This window comes from Frankia sp. CoBUL1 (assembly GCF_978021245.1).
This window is the reverse complement of the sequence record NZ_CDXDOS010000016.1, coordinates 6865-31887: the sequence shown is the minus strand read 5'-3', so window position 1 is coordinate 31887 and position 25023 is coordinate 6865. Positions and strand designations below refer to the sequence as shown.

The window sequence follows — 25023 nt, the reverse complement described above, 5'->3', positions numbered from 1 at the left end:
CCGGTCCGGACTTCTTCGCGGGCCTGCATCTGCTGTTCGCCGGGGGCGTGCATGACGCCCGTTCCGCTGCGATGGTCGCAGCGGCGGCCGGGCCGCTCGCCGAGCGGGGCGCGAGCGTCGGCGTGCTGATGGGCACCGCGTACCTGTTCACCGCCGAGGCCGTCGCGTCCGGGGCGATCCTGCCGGGTTTCCAGCAGGCCGCTCTCGACTGCGAGCGCACCGTGCTGCTCGAGACCTCTCCCGGTCATGCCACCCGGTGCGTGGAGTCCGCGTACGTCCACACCTTTCTGGGCCGTCGCCGTGAGCTGATCGCCGCCGGCAACTCCCGCCAGCAGATGTGGGAGGAGCTCGAGGCGCTCAACCTCGGCCGGCTGCGGGTCGCGAGCAAGGGCCTGCGCCGTGAGGGCAGCAAGGTCGTCACAGTCGATCCCGCGACCCAGGCCCGGGACGGCATGTACATGATCGGACAGGTCGCCGCCCTGCGTTCGCGGCGGACGAGCATCGCCGAGCTGCATGACGAGGTCACCGCGCAGGCCACGGCCGGGCTCGCCGCCCGGTCCGCCGAGCCACGGCCCGCCGACAGGAGCGCGGCGCCCGACCGCCCGACCGCCCGGGCGCCCGGCATCGCGATCGTCGGGATGTCAGCGATCTTCCCGGACGCCCCGGACCTGGCCAGCTTCTGGGCGAACATCGTCGCCGGCAACGACGCCATCCGCGAGGTCCCGGCCGATCGCTGGGATGCCGAGGTCTACTACCACCCGGACGCGGTGCTCAGGGACGCTGGCCGCAGGACGCCGTCGAGATGGGGCGGTTTCCTCCCGCAGGTGCCGTTCGACGCGCTGGCCTACGGTATCCCGCCGAAGTCGCTGCGCAGTATCGAGACCAGCCAGCTCCTCGCGCTGGAGGTCGCCGCCCGCGCGCTGCGCGGCGCCGGGTACGACGTGGGCCAGAAGGACGTGGGCCAGAAGACCGCCGGCGAGAGTCGGGCGTTCGACCGCTCCCGCATGTCGGTGGTCTTCGGCACGGAGGCCGGGACGGATCTCTCCGGTGCCTACAGCTTCCGCTCCCTGTGGCCGGCGCTGCTCGGGGACCTGCCGGCCGAGCTGGAGGAGTTCCTGCCGGAGCTGGACGAGGACTCATTCCCGGGCATGCTCGCGAACGTCATCGCTGGCCGGGTCGCCAACCGGCTGGACCTCGGCGGGGTGAACTTCACCGTGGACGCGGCCTGCGCGTCGTCGCTCGCCGCCCTCGACGCCGCCTGCAAGGAGCTCGTCGCGGGCACCTCGGACATGGTGCTGTGCGGCGGCGTGGACACCCACGCGGGCGCCCACGACTTTCTGCTGTTCTCCTCCGTCCATGCGCTGTCTCCGGGCGGGCGGTGCCGCAGCTTCGACGCGGGCGCCGACGGCACCAGCCTCGGCGAGGGGGTGGCCGTCATCGTGCTCAAGCGGCTCGCGGACGCCGAACGGGACGGCGACCGGATCCACGCCGTCATCCGGGCCGTCGCCGGTTCCTCCGACGGGCGGGCCCTGGGGCTGACCGCGCCGCGCAAGGCCGGCCAGGTGCTCTCCCTGGAACGGGCCTACGGGCGGGCGGGGATCTCGCCCAGCGAGATCGGTCTGCTGGAGGCGCACGCGACCGGAACGGTCGTGGGGGACCGCACCGAGCTCGCCACCCTCACCGAGGTCTTCACCAACCACGGTGCGACGCCGGGCCAGTGCGCGGTGGGTTCGGTGAAGTCGCAGATCGGGCACACGAAGTGTGCGGCGGGCCTGGCCGGTCTGATCAAAATGGCCAAGGCCGTCGAGACCGGGGTGCGGCCGCCGACCCTGCACATCGAAACGCCGAACGCCTATTGGGACGCCGAGACCAGCCCGTTCTACTTTGACGACGTCGCCAGGCCGTGGGTTGCCCCGGCCGAGCGGTGCCACGCCGGTGTGTCGGCCTTCGGATTCGGCGGCACCAACTTCCACGTCGTGCTGTCCGCCTATGACGGCGGACCCGAGCCCGCCCACGGCCTCGACAGCTGGCCCGCGGAGTTGTTCGTCGTCCGCGGCACCGACCGGGCGGCGGCCACCCGGGCGCTGGACCGGCTGGCCGAGCTGATCGTCGCGAACGACGCGGCCGGACGGCCGTTCCGCCTGCGTGACCTCGCCTCCACCGTCTGCGCGGAACGCGGCGGCCCGGTCCAGCTCGCGTTCGTCGCCGACGACCTCGACGCGCTGCCCACCGCCATCGACCAGGCGCGCACGTTCACGTCGAACCCTCGGGCGGGTCTGTTCGTCCGGGACCAGGACGCGGATCCGGGTGCCACCGCGTTCCTCTTCCCCGGTCAGGGCAGTCAGCGGCCCGGCATGCTCGCCGACCTGTTCATCGCCTTCCCACGGCTGCGGTCCGTGCTGGACCTCGCCCCCCGGTGGGCGGATACGATGTTCCCGCCGGCGGCCTTCTCCCGGGAGCAGAAGGCCGCCCAGGCGGCCGCGATCACCGACACCCGTGCGGCCCAGCCGACGCTGGGGCTCGCCGGGCTTGCCGTCCACGACCTGCTGACCAGCCTCGGGGTGCGCTCGGACCACGTCGCCGGGCACTCCTACGGCGAACTGGTCGCGCTGTGCGCAGCCGGGGCGCTGGACCGGCGGGACCTCATCGGCCTGAGCGAGGCCCGTGCCGCGGCGATCCTGGCAGCCGCTGGCGACGACCCGGGCACGATGGCTGCGGTCTCCGCGTCGGTCGAGCAGGTCCGCGCCGCGCTCGACGGGGCCGTTACGGGTGGGGAGGCCGGACCGGGCCGGGTCGTCGTGGCCAACCACAACGCCCCGCGGCAGAGCGTGATCTCCGGGCCGACGGACGCCGTTGCCGCCGCCGTGGCGGCTCTCGGCCGGGCCGGCATCAGCGCCAAGCCGATCCCGGTCGCGTGCGCCTTCCACAGCCCGGTGGTGGCGGAAGCGGCGACGGCGCTGGCCGCCCGGCTCGATGAGGTCGAGGTCGAGGCGCCGACCCTGCCGGTCTGGTCCAACACGACCGCCGGGCCCTACCCCGGCAGCCCGGACGAGGTGCGGGCGACGCTCGCCGGTCAGGTGGCGGCGCCGGTCAGGTTCGTCGAGCAGATCGAGGCGATGTACGCCGCGGGGGTGCGGACCTTCGTCGAGGCCGGGCCCGGCCGCGTCTTGGCGCAACTCGCCGGCAGGATTCTGGCCGGTCGACCGCACCGGGTGGTGGCCACCGACGTCGCCGGCGAGCCGGGGCTGCGCCGGTTGCTGCTGGCCCTCGCCGAGCTTGCCGCCGTCGGCGTCGAGCTCGACCCCTCCGCGCTGTTCACCGGCCGCGACGCCCGGGTGGTCAGCGCGACGGACCTGCCGCGCCGTCCCGGCTGGCTCATCGACGGGGCCTATGTGCGCACGCCCGACGGCCGCTTCCTTCCTGGTGGGCTGCGGCCGCCGACCCGGCTGACGGCGCGGACGACGTCACCCGGGGTCGCATCCGTGCCCGAGATCGTCGGCGTGCGCGGGTTCGTCGAGGACACCGTGGCGCAGGCTCCCCCGTTCGACCGCGCCGGCGTAACCGACCACAGCGAGACGACCGACGACCCTGCGGCGGGGCCCGCCGGACTGGCCGAACTTGGAGGTGACGGACCGGTGGACGCCGTGGTGCTGGAGTTTCTGCGGACCACCCGGGCACTGGTCGCGGCGCAACGTGACGTCGTACTGGGCTACCTGGGCATCGACCCGACCGGCCTGGCCCGGCCCGGCCAGCTCTCCGAGGGGCAGCCGGCGGACCTTGTGCCGCCGCGGCCGGGGGTCGTGTCCGACGACGCGCCGGGCTTCGTGCCGCCGCGGCCGGGGGTCGTGTCCGACGACGCGCCGGACATGGCTGCCGCGAGTCGGGTGGTGCTGGACCGGGCCGCGGTGTCGGCCGCGGTGGTGGGGGTGATCGGGGAACAGACGGGTTATCCGGTGGAGATGCTGGAGCCTGATCTGGATCTTGAGGCCGACCTGTCGATCGACTCGATCAAGCGGACAGAGATTCTGGGGGAGCTGGCGCAGCGGCTGGGTCTGGTGGATGCCGGGTCGGGGGAGCTGGGCGAGGAGGTCGTCGAGGAGCTGGCGGCGATCAAGACCGTCCGCGGCATCGTCGACTGGATCGTCGCGTCGGTGGATCCGGATGCCGCCGGCGCGGCTGAACCAGCTGAACCAGCTGAACCAGCCGAGCCCGCCGGGCCCGGTCGGTCCGCCGGAGTCGCGAAGTCCGGGGGGCCGGCTCGACAGCCGCGATCCCGCTACGGCGGTTCGTTGTCGAACCGGAGATCGTCCCCGTGCCCTCGACCCCGGAGCCGGTCGGATGTGCCGGGTCGCTGGCCGGGGCCCGCTTCCTTCTCGTCGAGGGCGGCCTCGGGGTCGGACTCGAGCTCGCCACGTTGCTGGAGCAGGCGGGTGCCGAGGCCCGCATCCTCGCTGCCGACGACCGGGGCCTGGTCGGTCAGGTTCGAGCCGGCGCCGGCGCGGACGGCCTGGTGTGGATCGCCTCGATCGATCCCGGTGCCGGCAACCACGCCGTTCTTCCTGCCGCGTTCGCGGCACTGCGGGCCGCGGCCCTCGGCGGCAGCCGGCGGATGCTCGTCGCGACCGGGCACGGCGGGCGCTTCGGTCGCCCGTCGCCCCACGGCACCGGAGCGCTCGCCCCGGGCGACGCCGGGGACGAGGGGATCCAGCTGACCCCGGGGATGGGCCTCGCCGGCCTGGTGCGCACGATCGCCTGGGAGGTTCCCGACATCGCGGTCCGCCTCGTCGACGTCGAACCGAAGGACGAACCGCGTCGGATCGCCGAGAGCCTGCTCGTCGAGCTGCTCACCCCCGGCGGGCCGTCCGTGGTGGGTTACCGTGACGGGGTCCGCGCGACCCCGCGGATCCGGCCGGTGGAGCTGGGCGTCGCGGGCGACGTGGGCGCGGCGGGCTATGCGGGCGAACTGCCCGCCGAGCTTGGTCCCTCCTCGGTGGTGCTGCTCACCGGTGGCGCGCGGGGTATCACGGCGGCCGTCGCAGTGGAGCTCGCCCGGCGCAGCGGCTGCGCCATCGAGCTGATCGGGCGCACCCCACCGCCCACCGGACCGGAGGATCCGGTGACGGCGGATGCGCTCGACGCCCCGGCGCTGCGCCGCGCGCTTGTCGCCACCGGCGTCCGCCGGCCGGCCGAGATCGAGTCCCAGGTGGTCCGGTTGCTCGCCGAGCGGGAGGTGCGCACCACGCTGGAGGTCCTTGGTCGGCTGGCCTCGTCGGTGCGTTACCACGCGATGGACGTGCGTGACGGCGCCGCCGTTGCCTCGGTCGTGGCCGACGTCTACGCCCGCCACGGTCGCCTCGACGGCGTGGTGCACGGCGCGGGCATCCTGGCGGACCGACTCCTGCGGGACAAGACGCCCGAGTCGTTCGACCAGGTGTACCGAACGAAGATCGACGGTGCCCGGGCGCTGCTGGCGGCGCTGCGGGACGATGTCGGCTTCGTCGCCCTGTTCGGGAGTGTCGCGGACGTCTTCGGCAACCGCGGCCAGGTCGACTACGCCGCCGCGAACGACGCCCTGGACACGCTCGCCGCTGCCTGTGCGGGCCGCTTCGCCGGCCGGGTGGTCAGCGTCGACTGGGGTCCCTGGGAATCCGCGCGGGACTTCGTGGCACGGGCCGGCGGACCGGCCCCCGCGGTGGCCGGGGGCGCGGTGGCCGGTGTGACCGGCGGTGGGATGGTCTCCCCGGAGCTTGCCCGGGAGTACGCGCGCCGTGGCATCGGCCTGATCGATCCCGCCGACGGGGTGGCCGCCCTGCTGCGGGAGCTGGCCGCTCCGGCGGGCACGCCCGCGCAGGTCGTCTACATGTGCGCCTCGGTGGAGTCGTTCGATGCCTGAGCCCGGTGCCGGGCCGGGGGGGCGGTCGGCGTCGGGATCCCGGTCCGCGCCCGGGGGCGGTGCCCCACCCATCGCCCTGGTCGGGATGGCGGCGCTGTTCCCCGGCGCCGGCGACCTCGGCACCTTCTGGGGCAACATTGTCGGGGGTGTCGACGCGATCCGGGAGGTGTCGCCGGAGCGTTTCGACGTTGACGACTACTTCCGCCCCGACCTGTTTCGCCCCGACCCGCCCCGCGGTGACCGTCCCGGTGCCGGACCGGGCGGTGTGGGCAGACCCGGCGGTGCCAGCGACGCCTTCTACTGCCGGCGTGGCGGTTTCGTCGAGGAGTTCGCGTCGTTCGATCCGGCCGCGTTCGGCATCATGCCGCTGGCCGTCGACTGGGCCGAACCCGACCAGCTGCTGTCCCTGCGGCTCGCCGCCGAGGCGATCACGGACGCCGGCGGTCCCGAGCGGTTGGGGGACGCCGAGCGTGTCGGGGTGGTGCTCGGCCGCGGCGGCTACGTCGGTCCCGGGGTCGCCAAGCTCGAACAGCGGGTGCGCACCTCCCGCCAGATTGTCACGACGCTGCGCGAGATCCTGCCCGACCTGCCGGCCGAGGCCGTCGAACGGGTCCGGGAGGCGTTCGTCGCCCAGCTCGGACCGCAGCGCCCCGAGGCGTCCATCGGGCTGGTGCCGAACCTCGCAGCCTCCCGCATCGCCAACCGGCTCGACCTGCGCGGACCCGCCTACACCGTGGACGGGGCCTGCGCGTCATCGCTCATCGCCGTCGACATGGCGATGCGTGACCTCGGGTCCGGCCGGACCGACGCGATGATCGTCGGTGGCGCCCACATCGTGCACGAGGCGTCGTTCTGGAGCGTCTTCACCCTGCTGCGGGCGTTGTCCCCGAGTGAGATCATCCGTCCCTTCGACCGGCGGGCCGACGGCATCCTCATCGGCGAGGGCGTCGGCATGGTCGTCCTCAAGCGGCTTGCCGACGCCGAGCGCGACGGTGACCGGATCTACGCGGTGCTGCGGGGATCGGGCACGTCCAGTGACGGCCGGTCCGCCTCGCTGATGGCCCCGGCCGTCGAAGGCCAGACGCTCGCCGTCCGCCGGGCCTGGGCGGATGCCGGGCTCGACCCGACGGCGCCGGGTGCGATCGGCCTCGTCGAGGCGTACGGCACGGCCACCCCCACCGGCGACGCTGTGGAGCTCGCCACCCTCAGCCGGATCTTTGGCACCGCGTCGGGCGGACCGGCTGGGCCGGGTCGGGCGGACATCGGGATCGGTTCCGTCAAGTCCATGATCGGTCACGCGATGCCGGCCGCGGGCGCGGCCGCTCTGATCAAGACCGCGCTGGCGCTGCACCACCGGGCCCTGCCGCCCACGCTGCACTGCGACGAGCCGCATCCGGCGTTCGTGGGCAGCCGGTTCGCGCCGGTGCGCGCCGTCGTCGAGTGGGACGCCCCGGCCGGCGGCGGTCCCCGCCGAGCGGGGGTCAACGCCTTCGGGTTCGGCGGCATCAACGCCCATCTGGTGCTGGAGGAGGCGCCGGCACCCGCAGCGGTGACGGCGGCCCGTACGTTCGCAGCCCCGGCGGTGACCACGGTGGACCGGGCGGCCGACCCGGACGTCGGTCCGGACGCCGAACCGGTGCTGCTGCTCGCCGGGGCCGACGCGGCTGACCTGCTGGCCCAGCTCGACGTCCCGGACGCGGAACTGCTCGCCCGCGACGACGCCGCGACCCCGCCGACCGGTGGGCCGTGGCGGCTGGCCCTGGTCGCGCCGACCGCCCGTCGGCTGGCGCTTGCCCGCACCGTCGTCGAGCGCGGCACCCCCTGGCGGGGACGCAACGACCTGTGGTTCACCCCGGCAGGGATGTTCGCCCCCGCGCGGGCGGGTGGGGACTCCCCGGCGCAGACCGCTTTCCTGTTCTGCGGCTTGGAGGACAAGTTCACCCCGCGGATCGACGATGTCTGCGAACACTTCGGGCTGACGAAGCCGACCCTCGACGACACCGGGATGCTCGGCCGGCATGGCGTCGCGAGCGTTGAGGTCGGCCGGATCCTCGATGTGGCGCTGCGGCGGCTCGGGATCATCCCGGACCTCGTCGGCGGCCACAGCATCGGCGAGTGGAACGCGATGATCTCCTGCGGGCTGATCACCGACGAGTACACCGACGACTTCCTCGCCGGCTTCGACCCGACAGCCCTGGAGGTGCCGGGGGTCGTCTTCGGCGCGCTCGGCTGCGGCGCGCAGCGCGCGACGGAGGTCATCGCCGGGCTCGACGAGGTCGTCGTCTCCCACGACAACTGCCCGCATCAGTCGATCATCTGTGGGCGGGAGGACAGCGTGCGTACCACGCTGGACCGGCTGCGCCGCGACGGCGTGCTGGGCCAGATCCTGCCGTTCCGGTCGGGGTTCCACTCCCCGTTCCTCGAACCGTACCTGGATCCGATGCGGGCGCGGCTCGCCCGCACCACGTTCGTCGAGGCGAGCGTGCCGATCTGGTCGGCGACCACGGTGGCGCCCTACCCGAGCGACCACGACGCCATCCGCGCGCTCGCTCTTCGACATCTGGTCGAACCGGTACGCTTCCGCCAGCTCGTCGAGCGGCTGCGCGAGCGCGGGGTGCGTGCCTTCATCCAGGTCGGAGTGGGCAGCGTCGCGGGATTCGTCGACGACACCCTGCCCGGCAACGACCATCTCTCGTTGGTCACGAATACCGTGAAGCGTCCCGGGCTGGACCAGCTGCGGCGGGTCGCGGCGGCGATGTGGGCGGAAGGCGCCGCGCCCCGGATGGACCTGCTGCCCTGCCGGTCGCGACCCGCGCCGGCGGTGCCGCAGCCCCCCGGCGGCCAACGGACCGCACCGCGTCGGCGCCCCGGTGCGGTTGAGCCTCGGCACCCCCCTGATCCGCCTCGGCGGCGGGGCCGGCGACCTGCTCAACCCGGGCAGTGCCGATCGGACCCACCGGAACCCGCCGTCCTGGGCCGGAGGTGCCGTGCCGACGCATCCGGTGATTGCCGAGCTGCGGGCCGCGCTCGCCGAGGCGGACGCGGTGATGTCCACCGTGGTCGACCGCTGGTCGCATGGGGCGACGCCGGCTCGGGTCCCCCCGCCCGGATCGGGGGGCAGGGCGATCCGGGGCGATGCGACCCCGGGCGCCGTACGGTCGGGCGGCGTACGGTCGGGCGGTGTGCGCGGTGGTGCTCGGTTCCGCGCCGACGATGGTCCCCGGGGCGGCGGCACGTCCGGCGGTGCCGGCGGAAACGGCGACGCGGGTTCGACGGGTGTCCCTCCTCGCCGCGGCGCGAGCACGGCCGACGGCGGGGCCGGTCGGGGCACGGGCGCCGATCGGACGTCCGCGGTGGGCTGGGTACCCGTGCCCCGTGACAGTCCCGAACCCGGGCCGCGGATGTTCCGGCGACGGCTGTCGCTGGCGTCGATGCCGCACATCGTCGACCACTGCTTCTACCGTCAGCCGCCGGGCTGGGCGGACATATCCGATCTGTTCCCGGTCGTGCCGATGACCGAGGTTCTCGAGCTCATGATCGGCGAGGCCGCCGCGCTGCTGCCGGGCCGGGTGCCGGTCGGTGTCCGAGAGGTTCGGGCGTTGCGCTGGCTCGCGATCGAGCCGGCGGTGGAGGTGTCCATTGCGCTCGCCCCCGCGGGGCCGGACGCGGTGCGGGTGACCGTGGACGGCTACGCCCGCGGCACGGTGCTGTTCGCGGCGGACCACCTGCCGTCGCCCGAGTCGACCGCGATCACCGCCGATCTGTCCGTGGGCCGGACGGGCCCGACGCTGCCCGTCGAGCGGCCCCCGCGGCATCGTGGCAGGGATCTCTACGGGGCCCGGTTCCTCTTCCACGGTCCCGGCTACCAGGGCATCCATCGGATCGAGGCGATCGCCCCGACCGGTATCCGGGGGCGTCTGCGGGTACCGCCGGCGTCTGGCGCCCTGCTCGACAACGTGGGCCAGCTCTTCGGCTACTGGGCGATGGAGCATCTGTCCGACGACTCCCTCCTGCTCCCGCAGTCCCTGGCCGACGTGCAGTTCCACGGCCCGGCGCCGGTGGAGGGCGACCTGGTGGACCGCGTCGTACGGATCCGGCAGGTGGCCGAGCGCACGGTGACCGCGGACATGGAGGTGCGGCGGGCCGACGGACGTGTCTGGGCGGTCATCACCGGGTGGACCGACCGCCGGTTCGCCAACGACGACGTGCTCTGGGCGATGGTGCGTGCGCCGGAGTTGAACACGGTGGCCCAGCCCTCCGGTGAGGGCTGGGTGGTCGCCGTGGACCGCTGGCCCGACGCGGCCTCGCGGGAACTGATCGTGCGCCACTACGCCGATGCCGCCGAGCGTGCCCGGCTCGCCGCGCTCAACCCCAGGGCGGCACGCGGCCGGCTGTTGGGACGGATTGCCGCCCAGGACGCAGTCCGGCGATGGCTGTGGGAACGGGGAGCGGGGCCCGTCTGGGGGATCGAGGTCGGGATCCGTAACGACGACGTGGGTGCCCCGGTCATCACCTCCCTGCCGGCGCGGCCGGGTGTCCCAGCGCTCGACCCCCCGGGGGTATCGCTCGCCCACAAGCCGGAGCTCGCCGTGGCCTTGGTCGCCGCGGACGGGGAGGTTGGCATCGATCTTGAGCGGATCGTGTCCCGCGCCGCCGGGGTCGAGAAGGCGGCCCTGGCGCCCACCGAACTGCGCCTGCTCGACCGGGTCGCCGGCACCGATCCTCACCGGCGGGCCGTGTGGTTCACCCGGCTGTGGGCGGCGAAGGAAGCGGCGGCGAAGGCCGACGGAACGGGCCTCGCCGGCCGTCCACGTCGGTTCGTCGTGGACGGCCCCCATCCCTTCCCGGGGAAGGCCCATTCCCCGGGAAGGGATGGGCTCGCGTCCTCCCCGGTGGGGGGCACCCCGCCTGACCTGGTCCGGGTCACCGTCTACGGGGATGGTCCCGACGGGTCGGTGCCGGAACGGACCCGGTGGGTGGCCTTGCGTACGGTGGACGCCGCCGGCCGGATTCAGCCGGAACCGACCGGCCCGGCGCCCCGCGAGGGCGGGGTATCGCCGTCGCGGCGTCAGGACGCTGTGGGCGATGACGCCTCCACCGGAAGAGTCGATATCGCTACCGTCAGTTATGTAGTCGCCTGGACCTCCCCCGAGGTCGAGGCGCATGGTCTCCAGAGCCAGAAGGAGTGTTGATGATGTCTGCGCCGAGCACGACGAGGCAGGGTTCTCCCGGCCCGGATCCGGACGACCGCACCGACGCCGTCACGCGGGCCGAGGCCGAGGCCCGGATCCTCGGTGAGGTCACGGAGCTCCTGCGGGAGGTGATCGGGGAGGAGTACGTCGTGGACATGGAGATCACGATGGCCACCTCGTTCAATCAGGATCTCGAGCTGGAGAGCATCGAGTTCGTGGCGCTGGCCGACCGGCTGCGTGGGTGCTACGGCGAGGCGGTGGACTTCGTCGGCCTCCTTGCCGACATGGACGTCGACCAGGTGATCAACATGCGGGTCGGCGAGGTCGTCCGCTTCATCGTCGACAGCCTCCCGACGCTGGCGCCGGCGGGATCGGCCTGAAGGCCCGTGGCTGAGATCATCGCGAACGGGATCCGGCTGCACGTGCAGCGACTGGCGCCCAGGGGCGGAGCGTCCACGGACTCGCCGGTCGTCGTGATGGTGCACGGCATGGTGATGGACAACATCTCCAGCTTCTACTTCACGCTGGGCAACTGCCTCGCCGATGCCGGCTGCGACGTCATCTGCTACGACCTGCGCGGCCACGGGCGCAGCGAGCGGACCCGCAGCGGCTACGAGCTGGCGGACTCGATGGCCGATCTGCTCGGGCTGCTCGACGAGCTCGGGGTGGATCGCCCGGTGCACCTGGTGGGTAACAGTTACGGCGCCACGATGGCGCTGGCTTTCGGGCTGGAGTTCACCTCCCGGGTGGCGAGCCTGACGCTGATCGAGCCGCCGTTCCTGATCGAGGGTCTCGGCGAGGAGATGGCCCGATCGCTGACCCAGATCCTCGTCGCGATGACCGACGAGGAGGTCCAGGAGTGGTTGGACAACGGCGCCGGACGCGTGGCCAGCCGCGCCACCCGGGCCGCGCAGCGGCTGCTGCAGGAGACGACGATCGCCACCGACATGCTGGCGACTCCGCCGTTCTCCACCGAGGCGCTGGCCGCGCTGAACGTCCCGGTGCTCGCGGTGTACGGGGAGAACTCCGACATCATCGGGCAGGCTGCGGGCCTGGCCGCGCTGGTGCCCGAGTGCACCCTGATCGTCCTGGAGCACCACACGCACATGGTGCTGCGGGAGGCCGCGCACTACCTGCGGGACCTGATGCGGTGGTGGTTGTTCCGCCGCCAGACGCCGCCGCCGCCCTACGTGCGCGCGAACGGCCGGCGCTTCGCCACCCCGGACTGGGTGACGCAGCGGGTGCCGCCGCCCGATCTCAACGCCGAGCGCCGGCCGGCCCCGATCTCGGCCGACGCGGCAGTTGCGGCCGGCGAGGGGCGTGAAGGGCGAGGGGCGTGAGGAGAGTCTGATGAGCCGCGCGCTGTTCGTGGTGCCGCCCCTGACCGGGCATGTCAACCCGGCGGTCGGGGTCGCCGCCGAGCTGGCCGCCCGTGGTCACGAGGTGGCGTTCGCCGGGTACGCGGGCGTCATCGGATCGTTGATCCCGCCGGAGCTGCCCCTGCTGGCGTTACCCGAGGCGGGCCTGGGCGAGAAGTGGTCCCGGATCCAGGACGCGTCTCGGGCGCTGCGGGGGCCGGCGTCGCTGAAGTTCCTGTGGGAGGACTTCCTGCTCCCGCTCGGCTCGATGATGGCCCCGGCGATCGACAGGATCATCGACGACTTCCAGCCCGACCTGCTCGCCATCGACCAGCAGGCGGTGGGCGCCGCGCTCGTCGCCCGTCGCCGGGGCCTGCGCTGGGCGACCCTCGCGGCGACCTCCGCCGAGTTCGACAATCCTTACGGGGTGCTCGCGGGCCTGGGGCAGTGGGTCGTCGACCGCCTGCGGGAGTTCCAGACCGGGCACGGAGTTCCGCCCGACGAGGCTGCCATCGGGGACCTGCGCTTCTCCGAGGCGTTGACCCTCGTCTTCTCCGTCCGGGAAATGCTGCACAATCCCGGGATCCCGGACTACGCGGTCTTCGTCGGCAGCGCGGTCGGGAAACGGGCCGGCGCGGGCGAGTTCCCCTGGGACTGGCTCGACCCGGCCCGCCGGGCGGTGCTCGTCTCCCTCGGCACGGTGACCCGGGAGGCCGGCGGTCGGTTTCTGCGGGCGGCGGCCGAGGGGCTGCTCGGCCTGCCCGAGCGGGTACAGGCGATCGTCGTCGCCACACCCGGGCTCGTTGACGACCTCGCCGCCGCGGCGCCCGACGACCTGCTGGTCGCGCCGTTCGTGCCGCAGGTCGCGTTACTTCCGCGGTTGTCGGCGGTGGTGTGCCACGCCGGCAACAACACCGTCTGTGAGTCGCTGTCACACGGGGTTCCGCTGGTGGTCGCCCCGGTTCGCGACGATCAGCCGATCATCGGCGAGCAGGTCGTCCGTAACGGGGCCGGGGTGCGCGTCAAGTTCGGTCGGGCCGGACCCACCGCCGTGCGTTCCGCGGTGACGGCCGTGCTGGACGATCCGTCGTACCGGGCCGCCGCCGCCGATCACCTTGAGAAGCTGGCGGTCTGATGCTCGGTCTGGCGGTCCGGTGATCGGTCTCGTGGTCTGATGCTCGAACGGTTCTGACGTCGTGCTGACGTGGTTGCCGATCCTGGTGTGTGCCGGTCTGGCGATCAACGGTGTGCGGCTGCGCGGTCGGCTGCGTCGTCTCGACACCCTGCCGGCCTCCGGTCGCCCGGTGGACCCCGCGTATGAGTTCCTCGTCGCGACCGGGGTCCGCCTCTCCGACAGCGGCCGACGGGCGGCCAGTTACCACGCCAGCCGGGACCGGCTCGATGTGCTCGACCTCGTCCCGGCGGACCTGACGGCCGAACGGGCGCTCGACCTCGCCCGGATGGTCGACACCCGCACCTACCGGGCCGACCGCTGCGTGCCCGGCCGCGGCGCCTTCCAAGCGCTGCTGGTCCACTCCGAGATTCTCCAGCGGGCTGGGATCACCCGCCGGGACGGTTTCGATCCGGTGGAGCTCGTCGACATCACCGAGCGGCTGAAGACCTTCGCCTCCGGCTCGACGGATCTGGCGGTGCTGCCGGGGCTGCGTGCCGCCCGGGACGACGCGGTGATGCGTGTCCGCGTCCAGCAGCGGGCCTACCGGTTCACCCGGCAGAACCAGCTCTTCCCGTTCGTACCCCAGATCGCCACCGCGATCGGCTTCCATGTGAACCAGCCGTTCGGCCTCGCGGCTATGGCGCTGTTCTGGTTCCAGCCGTTCTTCGTCTGCGCCGGCCGGGTGCCGCTGTCCCCGCGCGATCTCATTCGTTCCCCCATCGTGCGCATCCTCGGCGGGGTGCTGTTCGTGGTCGACTCCGTGCGGGCCGGCCGGGCGCAGGCCGTGAAGGCGGCTGAGGCGAAGGCCGCCGGGCTTCCTCCGGACCCGGTCAAGCATGCGGCCAGGCAGGAGACCGCCGCCAGCCGCGCCTCCTACTCCCAGGACGTCCAGGCCGGCCTCGACCGGTTCCTGCGCCACGACCGGGCCGACTGCCCCTGGTGCGGATCGGTCGAGCTCGCCACCCGGGTGGAGTCGCCGGACCTGCTCCTGCGCAAGCCCGGTTCCTTCCGGCTGGACGGCTGCGAGCGCTGCGGGCATGTCTTCCTCAACCCGTCGTTGAGTCCGGCCGGGCGCGAGTTCTACGACCGGGACCGCTACGACGGCCTGCGCACCGATGTCGCCGAGCAGGTCCTGGCCGCGATCGCCCGCGAGCGGCGCGAGCAGGCTGCCGCCGTCCGACCGTTCGTGGTGCCACGGACCTGGCTGGACGTGGGGACCCGGTACGGTCACTTCGCCAACGCGGCCCGCGAGGTGTGGCCGAGGACGGTGTTTGACGGGCTCGACACCTTTCCCGGCCTGGCCAAGGGCCTGGCGCGCGGCTGGATCGACCACGCCCACTACGGCCGTTTCTCCGACGTCGTCGACAGCCTCGCTGGCCGGTACGACGTCATCAGCATGTTCGACTACCTGGAACGCCGCGACGACCCGTCGGCGGAGCTCGACGCCGTCGCGAAGGCGTTGCCGCCTGGCGGGCACGTCGTCTGCGAGCTGGCCAACGCCGACTGCCGGCAGGCCCGCTGGCTCGGCCGGTTCTGGCCCGGCTGGGCGGTCCCCGAGCGCGCCCACTTCATCCCCGCGGAGAACCTGATCGCCGCGCTGGAGGACCGGGGGCTGCGGCCGGTCGCGGTGCGCTTCGCCGCGGCGCGCCGTCCCGGTGGGCTGACCGGCGCCCTGCTGCTCGCCGTGGCCATGATCGCGCCACGCCCCATGCCGTGGCTGCCCCAGCAGGCCGGCCCGGTCGGCGCGGCCGGCCGCGTCCTGGTGATGCTTGTGGCCAGCCCCCTACTGGGACTGGCCCGCCTCCTCGACCGCCTTGCCGGCCGGTACGCGCACGACGCCCGGCACGCCGGCACCTACCTGATGGTCGCCCGCAAGGAGCTCTGACCTCGGCGGACCGGTTGACCGGAATGTGCGGCGTGGCACAGGGATACGGGACGCGCCCAACGAATGTCCCGCGGAGCTCAGGAGGCCAGCGCCCAACGAATGTCCCGCGGAGCTCAGGAGGCCAGCGCCCGCGGAGTGCGCGGCACCGACGCCGACCAGCCGCGGTCACGCAGCGCCCCGCCTACGAGGGAAGCCACCTCGGCCGGGGCGTCCCGCGCCAGGCGTGCCGGCAGACGGATGAGGAGCTGGCCGGTCGGCTCGGCGACGACCGTCGGCCCAGGGACCGTCGCCTGGATCTCCACCCGCACGCGCCACGGCTCGTACCAGACGTCGAGGCGCGCCATCGGCTCGTCCGCGGGCCCGTTGACACTCGGGGTTCCTACCGGCAACCCCCACTGGGCCTCGATACGACGGTACATGATCTCGGTGAGGTGCGGCGCGTCCCGGCCCAGGTCGTCCAACGTCTCAGTGATCAGCGTCCGGCGGCTGATCGGACCACGCCGGGCCAGCGCGATCCGCAGGCTCGCGACGGTGACGAAACGTTGACGGACAGCGTCAACGAGCAGGCCCTGCGCGTCCGCGCGGGTAGCCGCCCACTCGGCCATGTCGATGACGGACCGGGCGGGGGCCGTCCGCCGGGGCAGGCGGAGGGGATCGATCTCGGTGATGTCGAGCCGAGCGCTGTGCCGCAGAAGCACGCCCGGTGGCGCGGCGATCCGGCGTTCGGTGGGCAGGAGAACCGTCACCGGGCCGGTGCCGTAGCCGTCCAGACCCGCGAGCCCCGCCGCGCAGGCGCCCGCGAGCACCGCGTCCGGGCCGACGGCCTGCAGGGCCCCCACAGCTCCTGCATCCTCGTCACGGGTGTGGCTGCTGTGATCAGCACGCCGCGGAAGGGTTGCTGCCAGCGACCGTCGTTCAACCGTCGGCGGATCTCGTCGCGGGTGATGCCGGCGTTGATCGCATCGCGTATCGTGATCACGCCGGCCTGCATGGTGGCGATCTCCTGCCAGGAGAGTCGGCCAGGGTTATGGGCCATGAGAAGACGATGACGGTTGTCCGTCTGTTGGGCCAGAACCTTTTTCGGGTTGTGGATAACTTTCGGCTGTCTCCTTCCTGACGGCCGCGTTCCGGACCGGGTCAGCCATGCCCCGGGTGGTGGTCCCCGATGCCGGGAACCCATCCCCGCGCCCCCGGGTGAGTGCTCTGGCCGCCGGGACCGCCGGAGCCGCTGGGACGCGCCTTGGGCGGGACGAGCCGGTAGATCTCCTCGTCGGCCGGCGGTTGTTGGCCGATGCCCGGAAACCCGACGGGCGGGGCAGGCTCGATCCGACGCTGTTCCTCCGCGCCGGTCCGCGCAGGGCCGGCCTGGTCCGTACCGGCCTGGATCATCCCGGCTCCGGCGGTTCCGACGTGGTGACCCGCCAGGGGCGTGGCGGCCGCGTCAGGTACGGACCAGCGGTCGGCCGCGGAGACCCCAGGCAGCAGGACGGTGCCCGGATTGCAGTCCCCCGGCACCACCCGTCCCGCCCCATCGACCGGGTTGACCAGCAGGAACGCGGTCGCCGGCAGGGTCTGGACGGTGGTCGGCTCCACGGTGAACTCGTATACCCGCTGGGAGGTCGTGCCGTCGGTCGTCGAGTCGCTCACCGACGAGTTTGTCGTGCGCTGCCAGGTCTGCGATCGCGACGCCGTCACCGACTCCTGCCATCCGGCGTTCTTCGACGTGTTCTGCAACCAGGGCAGCAGCCGGGTGCCGTCGTAGGTCCGGCCGGTTCCGCCGCTGGTGCCGGTCGTCTCCGAGGTGCCGTCCTGGTAACCGACGCTGTCGCTGGCGCCGGCCGTGAAACTGCGCCCCACCTGGGCCGTCACCTGAGACATGACGAAGCGGTAACCACGCCCGATAAATTCCGCCGCGGTCGCGGCATCCTTACCGTTCCCCAATCGCATGATGATCGTCGAGCCTCCCTGGCTGCCCAGCACCCGTTCGGCGTCGTCGGCGAGCCGTTCGAAGAGCAGCACGAGCCGCACCCCGGCGAGCTCGGCGTGGCGGGTCAGCCCGGTCAGGACCGCTCGGCCGAGATGGTCCGCCCCGGCGACGACCAGCATGTCCCGGCCGGTCGGCCCGCCCCGCTGGCGGCAACGGAGCTGGTGGAGCACGGTCTGGACGAGGAGCCGGTCCGTGAGTTCCTTGCGGTGGGCGGACGAGTCCCGGCTCGACGTGGCGAGAACCCGCAGCCCGGGTACCGGCCACCAGGCTGTCAGTGGACGGGGCGCGCTGTCGACCCTGGTCGTCGGCACCCTGGTCGTCGACATATCGGCGGCGGCCGCCAACATATGGGCCTCGACCGTCGCGGCCGGTGCTGTCGCGGCCGTGGCTGGTGGTGGCGGGCTGAGCGCCTCCAGCGAGGAACGCAGGTAGCGCAGCTCGTCGGCGATCCGGTCACCGCGGCCGAACGCGTCCATGTGCGCGGTGAGCTCCCCGGCCTCGGCCGTCGACAGCGACGTGGCCGCGCTGCCGTCGTCGAGACCTTCGAGGACGCGCAGGCCCTCGGCGAGACGGCGAATGCTGAGCCGTTCGTACAGAACGACGGCGACGGTGGTGACCAGGTCCGCGTGCAGGGCGCGTCGGTGCGGATCATCGCCGCTCTCCTGGGACATGCCGAACGCGTCGGCGACGAGCTCGCCGGCCTCCCGCGGCCCGAGGCCGTCGAGGAGCGCCACCTCGTCGAGCTGGCGGGGCAGGTCCCAGGACTCCACCGGCCAGCGCGCCTGGCCGGCGAGGCGCGCCAACCCCCCGCCCACCGCCCGCTCGCTGAGATCGACGAGCAGGATGCCGGTGCCGCCGGTGAGCACCGAGCAGCCCGCGGTGGCCAGCAGGCTCGCCCATCCGTCGCCGGTTCCGCCGAACACGTCGATCCTGGGGGTCGCAGCGGGGGCCGAGACGGGATAGAAGACGGCGGTGGCCTCCCGGCGTCGCAGCTCGGCCCGGTCGTGCGCGTCGACCTCGGTCTGCCAGGACGTCAACGCCTGCAGGTGGCGGGTGTACCCGTCGGCCCGGGCCGACGCGGCCCGGGATCGCGTCCGGCCCAGCCGGTAGTGCAGGATCAGCGGAGGCAGGCACGCGACCACGGCGAGCGCGAGTCCCGCCGGGACGAAGAAGAACCCCCCCTCGCCCGCGAGCAGCATGCCGAACACCACGAAGGCCATCGGCAGGACGAGTCTGGTCAGCAGGGCGCGGACGGCATGGTTTCGCCGGGCCGTGAGCGCGGTCAGATCGGGCGATTCGGGCTCCTGCCAGACCGGTTGACGGTCGGCGAGCGGGCTCGGGGCCGATGGACCGGTGTCGACGAACTCCCAGCCCCAACGCTCCCGTGGAACGAAGAGCCCCTGGATCAGCCGGGCCTCAGTCGTGGTTAGCGTGCCCACCCCCATCGCCGACCCTCCGCGGTCCCACTCGCCTGCTCCCGCGTCGCAGCCCACCGTGCCGCTGCCCCGACGGCCGCAGCCCACCGTGCCGCTGCGACTCCCCGCTCCCGATCATCGTGCGCCTGGAAACGATCTCGGCACGCCCGGTGTCAGTACTGGGGCGTTACGTGGCCATTATGGCGCGTGGTGTCCACTCTGTCGCGTTCCGCCGTGCATGTCGGCCCCGCCGTAACGACCCGACGGTCGACGGGCCCGGGCGCTCAGTCCTGCGCTGTCCCGAACGCGGATGCTGTCCCGATGGACGGGCCGAGGGCGGTGGCCGCCGCGGTGGACTCCGGTGGGGCGCTCCCCGGCCCGCTCGGCGCGGGGCCGACGAGGTCGGAGATCTGAGCGGCCAGCTCGGCCAGTCCCTCGCCGGTGCATGCCTGGTGGAGCGCGTCCGACAGCGAGGTGGCATCCGCCGCGCCGGCGAGTTCCCGGACCGCCACGGTGAGGCCGCTGACCGTCGGATCACCGATGTTGACCTTCTCCCGGCCCGGAGCGTAGAAGGCACCGTTCTTCAGCCGGGTGAGCTGTTCGCCCACGGTCTCGCCCGGCAGGGTCAGGCCGCGCTCGCGCCAGGCCGCGGTGAGCGGATGCGGGCCCGCGCCGGCCCCCCGCCGGCGCACCGCGTCAACCAGCGCCTGCCGGACGTCCTGCCAGCGGTACATGCCCGCGGTCAGGTGCCGGGAGTCGACGGTGTTCGCAGCGTCTGCCGCGTCCGCCGGGGACGGCGGCAGGCCGAGGAGCCGGCGCAGCGTCGCGAGCAGGGCGGCGGTGAAGTCGTCCGGGTCGACGAAGGGGCGCAGCGCGGCGGCGCGGGCGTCCGTCGCCCGGTCGGCGGCATGGGCGAGCGCGCAGTCGAGGATGCGACCCGGCAACGCGGCGAGGGTGGTCCGCAGGGGTTCCGCCGGAGCGAACGGCGCGATCCCGAGCAGATGGGTGAAGCCCATGACCTGGTGCGCGGCCACCGCCTCGACCCACACCACCAGCAGGGGATCGCGGGCCGCGAGGGCGGACGTCTCCGTCTCCTCCAGGGTGCAGGCGGGGCCGGCGACGCAGGCCACGCCGCAGCCGAGGCTGCGCCGTCCGGCCAGGGGCACCCGGTCGTAGCGCGCGAGGCGCGCGCTCTCCCGGTCGTCTCCGGCGACCATCCGGGCCAGCACGGGACGGTCCATGCCGTCCGTGCTCACCGCCGCCACTCCCGCCGGCAGCGCGACGACCAGTTCGGACTGGTCGTCGCGCAGGTTCATTGTCGCGCCGACGGCTTCTCGGTCGTCGGCGGCCGGGAGCCGGTGCATCACCTTCAGCGCGGTGTTCTTGATAACGTCGGGAAGGATCTTCGCTGGGATCTGCTCCACGACAACAAGCCCCTCGCCGTAGGCGCGGATCTCCGCGAGCAGTGAGGCGAACAGGTCGACGGAGGCCGCGGCCGGGCCGTCGGTGACGTTCTTGAGCAGCCGGTGGGCCTCCTCGAGGACCAGGACGTGGCGCAGTCCGCCCGCGCCCGCGGTGGCGTACCGGACCCGCAGATGCTCCACGACGCGGATCAGGACGGCGCCGAGCAGGAACGCCTTGTCCTGGTCGTTGGTGATGTCCTCCAGCTCGAAGACGACGTTGCGCGCCAGCAGGGCGCCGATGTCGATCGGATGTCCGCCCTCGAAGAACCGACCGGGAGAACCCTCTCGCAGGCTACCGATGCGCACGTCGACAAAGCCCCGGACGTCCGCCGTGACCTCCACGCCGTAGCCGATGCTCTCGACCACCCTCGTCGCGGTGCGCTGCAGGTCCCCGAGGGTCGGATATCGCCTGCGCACGTCGACCTTCGGGTCCTCCTCCGGCCCGGTCACCCGGAATCTGGGCCGGTGCGCGGGCTCCGGCCGGTCCAGCACCAGGTTCCATCCCAGGTCCTGGTAACAGACCGTCAGTGCGCGGGCGAGTACCTGGGGGAACGGCTCGTGCGCCTCGAACGCCGCCAGGAACAGGGCCCGGACGAGATCGATGTGGCTCTGCAAGGGAAAGCCGGGCTCGGGTTCCAGCGGGTTCAGTGACGCCGGTGGAGCGTCGAGCCGGCCCGGCCTGATGACGAGCACCTCGGCGAGGCCGGCGAGCCGCCCGGCCATCCGGGCGTACTCGGCCTTGGCCGGCTCCAGGACCAGCCACGGAACGGGCGCCGGAGCACGGGTCAACGACTCCAGCAGCGACCGCACGGTCTGTGACTTCCCGGATCCGGTGGCGCCGCAGACGAAGGCGTGCCGGTTGAGCGTCGCGAGGGGAACCGAGAACGCGCCGGCCGGCATCCAGCCGGCGTCGAGCACGGCGCCGAGCCGAACGGCGCCGGGCGTTCCCCGGGGGTCCGCGGGACCGGACTGGTTCGGACCCTCGGGCGTTACGTCGAAGGCGTGCGGTGTGATCAGGGTGATGCCCGGCAGCTCACGGCCGGGCGGCCGGGCCAGCGCAGCCAGCAGCTCCGCGCTCGCCCGCGGCGAGGGCCGCGGTGAGCCGGCCAGCCCGCCGACCCCGGCTCCGACCCCGCCGAGGGCCCCCGCGAACGAGGTGACCGGGCCGGTCGGACGCAACGTGTAGGGCAGCCGGTCGAGATCGCTGGAACTGCACAGCAGGGCGGCCAGCGAGACCGCGCCGGCCGGGGTCACCCCACCGACCAGGATCTCCACGTCCCACATGCCGCTCGACGCGCCCCGGCCCAGTTCCCGGTAGCGGGCCTCCGCGCGCTCCAGGTCGAGCCGGGCGCCCTGGTCGTTCTCCCGCCGGCGCAGCACGGGGATCGATCGCGCGAGGTCCGCCCGTTCCTCGGCGAGATGCTCGGGAGGCACCGGCCACGCGAGCACAAGCCAGGCAAACGGGCCGACGAGATGCGCGGCGTAGTCGTCGAACGATCCGCGGCGGGTGTCTGGCGGCCGGGCGTCGGTGCCCGGATCGGCGGCCCACAGGGCATCCGGGAGGCCTTCGCACCGCAGCCAGTAGGGGAAGCCGGCGAGCTGGGCGGGTACGGCGTCCAGTGGCAGCGCCACCGCTGTCGATCCCGGGGGGTACAGCAGCGGAACCGCGGTTGCGTCTGGTGTCGACGTGGCCGTTGCGAGCGACGTGGCCGCCGCGGTCGGGTCTGTCGCGGTCGGGTCCGCTGGGAAGAAGGGCCGGCCGCCGACGAGGAACCGGATGTGCGCCTCACCCGGGCCCCGTAGCCAGGCGACGGCGATTCCCGGCCGGGCTGCTCCCGGCACCGGGTACGGGCCGCCGCGAGTCGACGCACCGGAGACGGTGGGTTCGTGGCCGGGCCCGAGCGAGGTCAACTGCGCGTGCGCGCCGACGAGGGCGGCGAAGAGCGCGGCCGGTACGGGATCGGGCCGGTCGGGTGTGTTGGGTCGCCGAGGGGCGGTGAGGATGCGGTGGAACCGGAAACCGGCGAGCACGATCGGAGGGGCCTATTCGTGCCGGCCGCGCTGGGAACGGCTGCCGGCCGCCCGTACCACCATGCGGGCTCCTCGTGGTCTTCGTCTCGTCTCTCCGTGAACATACTTCTGATCATCGGTGCCGATGTGGCAATCTATCACCCTCCGCTGGGCATTGGATCCGGATCGTGTCCATCGTTGCTCGAAGTATCCGAATTCCGAGATCGGGGAGGAGTGAGGGTCGAACATGGAGGCATGGACTGCTGTCTTCGATCGTCACGGTCCCGGGCGCATGGACTCCCGTCGCCGTGATCGCGGTCTGCGGGTGTCGTGGGCCGACGCACCGGCGGCTGCCGCGGGATACCTCCCCAGGTCGGGGTACCTCGCCGGGCTGGGCGACCTCGCCAGGCCGGCGTGAATGATACGTATTGTCATCGCCGGTGCATCATGGCCGCAGCCGGATGGCACGGGCGTGGCGGCAGCCGGGGGTGGCAAGGGTCACGGGGGTGGCAAGGGTCAACAGTGCGTCGCCGCCTCGCCCGTGGCGTCGTCCCGGAAGTCGGAGGCATGGCCGGTCATCGCAGGAATCGCTGCCGGACCGAGACGCGTACGAGCCCCCCGCGGGGTCGCTCGGTCGCGGTCGGTGCCGCCGCGGTGGGTGTGACGTTGGTCGTGGGGGCGGCCAGTGCACTTCATCTCAGCAGTCCCGCTTCGGACCCGGACTCCTCGCATGACCTGTCGGTGTCCGTACCGTCCGGGCCGAGGGGCGCAGCCCGGCTCGGACGCACATCCGGGCTTGGTCCCACCTCCGAAGCACGCCCGCCGGGCGTGGGTGGGCCGGTGAGGACGAGCCGGATGGCCGGCACCGGCGCGGACGGCAGGGCGGGGCCCGCCTCCGACCTCACCGCGATCCCCGGGGTCGGACCGGTGATGATGACGAAGATTCCGCAGGCCGCCCGGCAGGTGATCGTGGTGAGCGGCATCGACCGGAATGCGAACACCAACAACGTGACGCTGTGGGAACGGGCCGATCCCGGCTCCGCCTGGAAGACCTACGGAGCCCCGCTGATCGGCCGCAACGGCGCCGATGGCTGGACGTACGACCATCGGGAGGGCGATCTGCGCAGCCCGATCGGCGTGTTCGGTCTCACCGCCGCCGGTGGCAAGCTCGCCGATCCGGGCACCGGTCTGCCCTACGAGTATCGCCCGTCGTTCTACCGGGCGACGGGTCCGCGGGGCGAGCCGATGCCCGATGCGTTCAACTATGTGGTCGCCATCGACTACAACCGACTGCCCGGGTATCCGCCGTCGGACCCGACCCGTCCGCTGGGCCCGCAGATCGGCGGGGACATCTGGCTGCATGTCGACCACAGATCGCCGACGCGGGGCTGCATCGCGGTGGAACAGGACGCCCTCGTGGCCATTCTCCGTTGGCTGACCCCGATGGCCCATCCCATGATCGTTATGGGAGACGCGGCGGATCTCGGCGCCGACAACGTGCGCCCCTGAGCCCCTTTCCTTGCCTATCCAGAGAGATAAATCGAGCACAAAAGCCTCTGGATAGGCAAGGAAGCCGACGAGGCTCAGCCGGCCGGCTTCTCCGCGTGCTGTTCCGCGTGCCCACCGAACTGCTTGCGCATCGCCGACAACAGCTTGTCGGCGAACAGGCCCTCCCCGCGCGAACTGAACCGCTCGTAGAGGGACGCCGTCAGCACATGGGCGGGAACGCCCTCCTCCACGGCGGCCAGCACCGTCCAACGTCCTTCCCCGGAGTCGGACACCCGGCCGCTGAACTCGGTGAGTCCGGGATCCTCCTGCAGCGCGGCGGCGGTGAGGTCGAGCAGCCAGGAACTGACCACGCTGCCCCGCCGCCACACCTCGGCGATCGCGGTGGTGTCGAGGTTGTACTGGTAGTACTCCGGGTTGCCCAGCGGGGCGGTCTCGGCGTTGTGCTCGGCGGACGTCGTGCCGATGTTCGCCTTGTCGAGCACCGCGAACCCCTCGGCGAAGGCGGCCATCATGCCGTACTCGATGCCGTTGTGCACCATCTTGACGAAGTGACCGGCGCCGTTCGGGCCGCAGTACAGGTATCCCTTCTCGGCCTGGGTGATCTCGCCGGTCCGGCCCGGGGTCCGCGGGATGGTGCCGACGCCGGGTGCGATCGTCTCGAACAGCGGCTCCAGGCGGGCCACGACCCCCGGTTCGCCGCCGATCATCAGACAGAAGCCGCGTTCCAGTCCGAACACCCCCCCGGAGGTGCCGACGTCGACGTAGTGGATGCCCCGCTCGACGAGCGACGCGGCACGCAGGATGTCATCCCGGTAGTAGGAGTTGCCGCCGTCGATGATCACGTCGTCCGGCGCGAAGTGCTCGGCCAGGGCCGAGACGGTCTCACCGGTCAGCCCGGCGGGCACCATGATCCAGGCAGCCCGGGGTGGACGCAGGGCCGCGGCGAACTCGGCGAGGCTCCGCGTCTCCGTGGCGCCCTCCGCAGCCAGGGCCTTGACGGCCTCGGGGTTGACGTCGTAGACCACGCATTCGTGACCACCGCGGATCAGCCGGCGCACCAGGTTGGCACCCATCCGGCCGAGTCCGATCATCCCGAGCTGCATCTTCATCTCTCCGCTGGTTCGTCTCGATGGCCCG

10 protein-coding genes and 2 pseudogenes are annotated in these 25023 nt (G+C 72.9%); 7 read left to right on the top strand and 5 right to left on the bottom strand.

The window, feature by feature from the left end; translation table 11 throughout:
• The 6 genes and pseudogenes from AC08OX_RS03225 to AC08OX_RS03200 all read left to right on the top strand — a co-directional run.
• Positions 1 to 5893, top strand: a pseudogene (locus AC08OX_RS03225) (SDR family NAD(P)-dependent oxidoreductase); the annotation flags it as partial.
• A pseudogene (locus AC08OX_RS03220) lies at positions 5886 to 11085 on the top strand (type I polyketide synthase). The pseudogenes AC08OX_RS03225 and AC08OX_RS03220, both read left to right, overlap by 8 nt.
• Positions 11085 to 11465, top strand: a complete 381-nt coding sequence (locus AC08OX_RS03215; protein WP_476606428.1) for an acyl carrier protein — start codon at positions 11085 to 11087, stop codon at positions 11463 to 11465. The pseudogene AC08OX_RS03220 and the gene AC08OX_RS03215 overlap by 1 nt, the downstream one beginning before the upstream one ends.
• A gap of 6 nt (positions 11466 to 11471) precedes the next feature.
• Positions 11472 to 12425, top strand: a complete 954-nt coding sequence (locus tag AC08OX_RS03210; protein ID WP_476606427.1) for an alpha/beta fold hydrolase — start codon at positions 11472 to 11474, stop codon at positions 12423 to 12425.
• A 10-nt stretch (positions 12426 to 12435) separates the two neighbouring features.
• Entirely contained in the window at positions 12436 to 13578 is a 1143-nt protein-coding gene (locus tag AC08OX_RS03205) for a glycosyltransferase (RefSeq protein WP_476606426.1), read from the top strand.
• 61 nt (positions 13579 to 13639) lie between these two features.
• Positions 13640 to 15502: a class I SAM-dependent methyltransferase gene (locus AC08OX_RS03200; RefSeq protein ID WP_476606425.1), complete on the top strand. Its 1863-nt coding sequence runs from the start codon at positions 13640 to 13642 to the stop codon at positions 15500 to 15502.
• A gap of 113 nt (positions 15503 to 15615) precedes the next feature.
• Here AC08OX_RS03200 and AC08OX_RS03195 read toward each other — a convergent pair whose 3' ends face one another.
• From AC08OX_RS03195 to AC08OX_RS03180, 4 genes are all read right to left on the bottom strand, one after another.
• Complete coding sequence (locus AC08OX_RS03195; RefSeq protein WP_476606424.1) at positions 15616 to 16341, bottom strand: type IV toxin-antitoxin system AbiEi family antitoxin domain-containing protein; 726 nt, start codon at positions 16339 to 16341, stop codon at positions 15616 to 15618.
• Positions 16245 to 16493, bottom strand: coding sequence for a type IV toxin-antitoxin system AbiEi family antitoxin domain-containing protein (locus AC08OX_RS03190; protein WP_476606430.1), 249 nt, complete (start codon positions 16491 to 16493; stop codon positions 16245 to 16247). Before AC08OX_RS03190 ends, AC08OX_RS03195 begins: the two co-directional genes overlap by 97 nt.
• Positions 16494 to 16639: 146 nt before the next feature.
• Positions 16640 to 18934 carry a hypothetical protein gene (locus AC08OX_RS03185; RefSeq protein WP_476606423.1) on the bottom strand — a complete coding sequence of 765 codons (2295 nt, stop codon included), beginning with the start codon at positions 18932 to 18934 and terminating at the stop codon, positions 16640 to 16642.
• 254 nt (positions 18935 to 19188) lie between these two features.
• The gene (locus AC08OX_RS03180; protein ID WP_476606422.1) at positions 19189 to 22398 is read right to left on the bottom strand and encodes an ATP-binding protein; all 3210 of its coding nucleotides are present in this window, start codon (positions 22396 to 22398) and stop codon (positions 19189 to 19191) included.
• 834 nt (positions 22399 to 23232) lie between these two features.
• Between AC08OX_RS03180 and AC08OX_RS03175 the strand changes: the two genes are divergently transcribed.
• Positions 23233 to 23886 (top strand): hypothetical protein, encoded by a 654-nt coding sequence (locus AC08OX_RS03175; protein ID WP_476606421.1) that lies wholly within the window; start codon positions 23233 to 23235, stop codon positions 23884 to 23886.
• Positions 23887 to 23960: 74 nt separating this feature from the next.
• On the opposite strand, the gene gnd is transcribed toward AC08OX_RS03175, so the two are convergent.
• Complete coding sequence (gnd, locus tag AC08OX_RS03170) at positions 23961 to 24989, bottom strand: phosphogluconate dehydrogenase (NAD(+)-dependent, decarboxylating) (RefSeq protein ID WP_476606429.1); 1029 nt, start codon at positions 24987 to 24989, stop codon at positions 23961 to 23963.
• Positions 24990 to 25023: the final 34 nt, after the last annotated feature.

Excerpts from the sequence above, each read along its gene's own strand:
- AC08OX_RS03215 (WP_476606428.1), top strand. The coding sequence starts at position 11,085 with ATGATGTCTGCGCCGAGCACGACGAGGCAGGGTTCTCCCGGCCCGGAT.
- AC08OX_RS03205 (WP_476606426.1), top strand. The coding sequence starts at position 12,436 with ATGAGCCGCGCGCTGTTCGTGGTGCCGCCCCTGACCGGGCATGTCAAC.
- AC08OX_RS03190 (WP_476606430.1), bottom strand. The coding sequence starts at position 16,493 with ATGCAGGCCGGCGTGATCACGATACGCGATGCGATCAACGCCGGCATC.
- AC08OX_RS03185 (WP_476606423.1), bottom strand. The coding sequence starts at position 18,934 with ATGGGGGTGGGCACGCTAACCACGACTGAGGCCCGGCTGATCCAGGGG.
- AC08OX_RS03175 (WP_476606421.1), top strand. The coding sequence starts at position 23,233 with ATGGCCGGCACCGGCGCGGACGGCAGGGCGGGGCCCGCCTCCGACCTC.
- gnd (WP_476606429.1), bottom strand. The coding sequence starts at position 24,989 with ATGCAGCTCGGGATGATCGGACTCGGCCGGATGGGTGCCAACCTGGTG.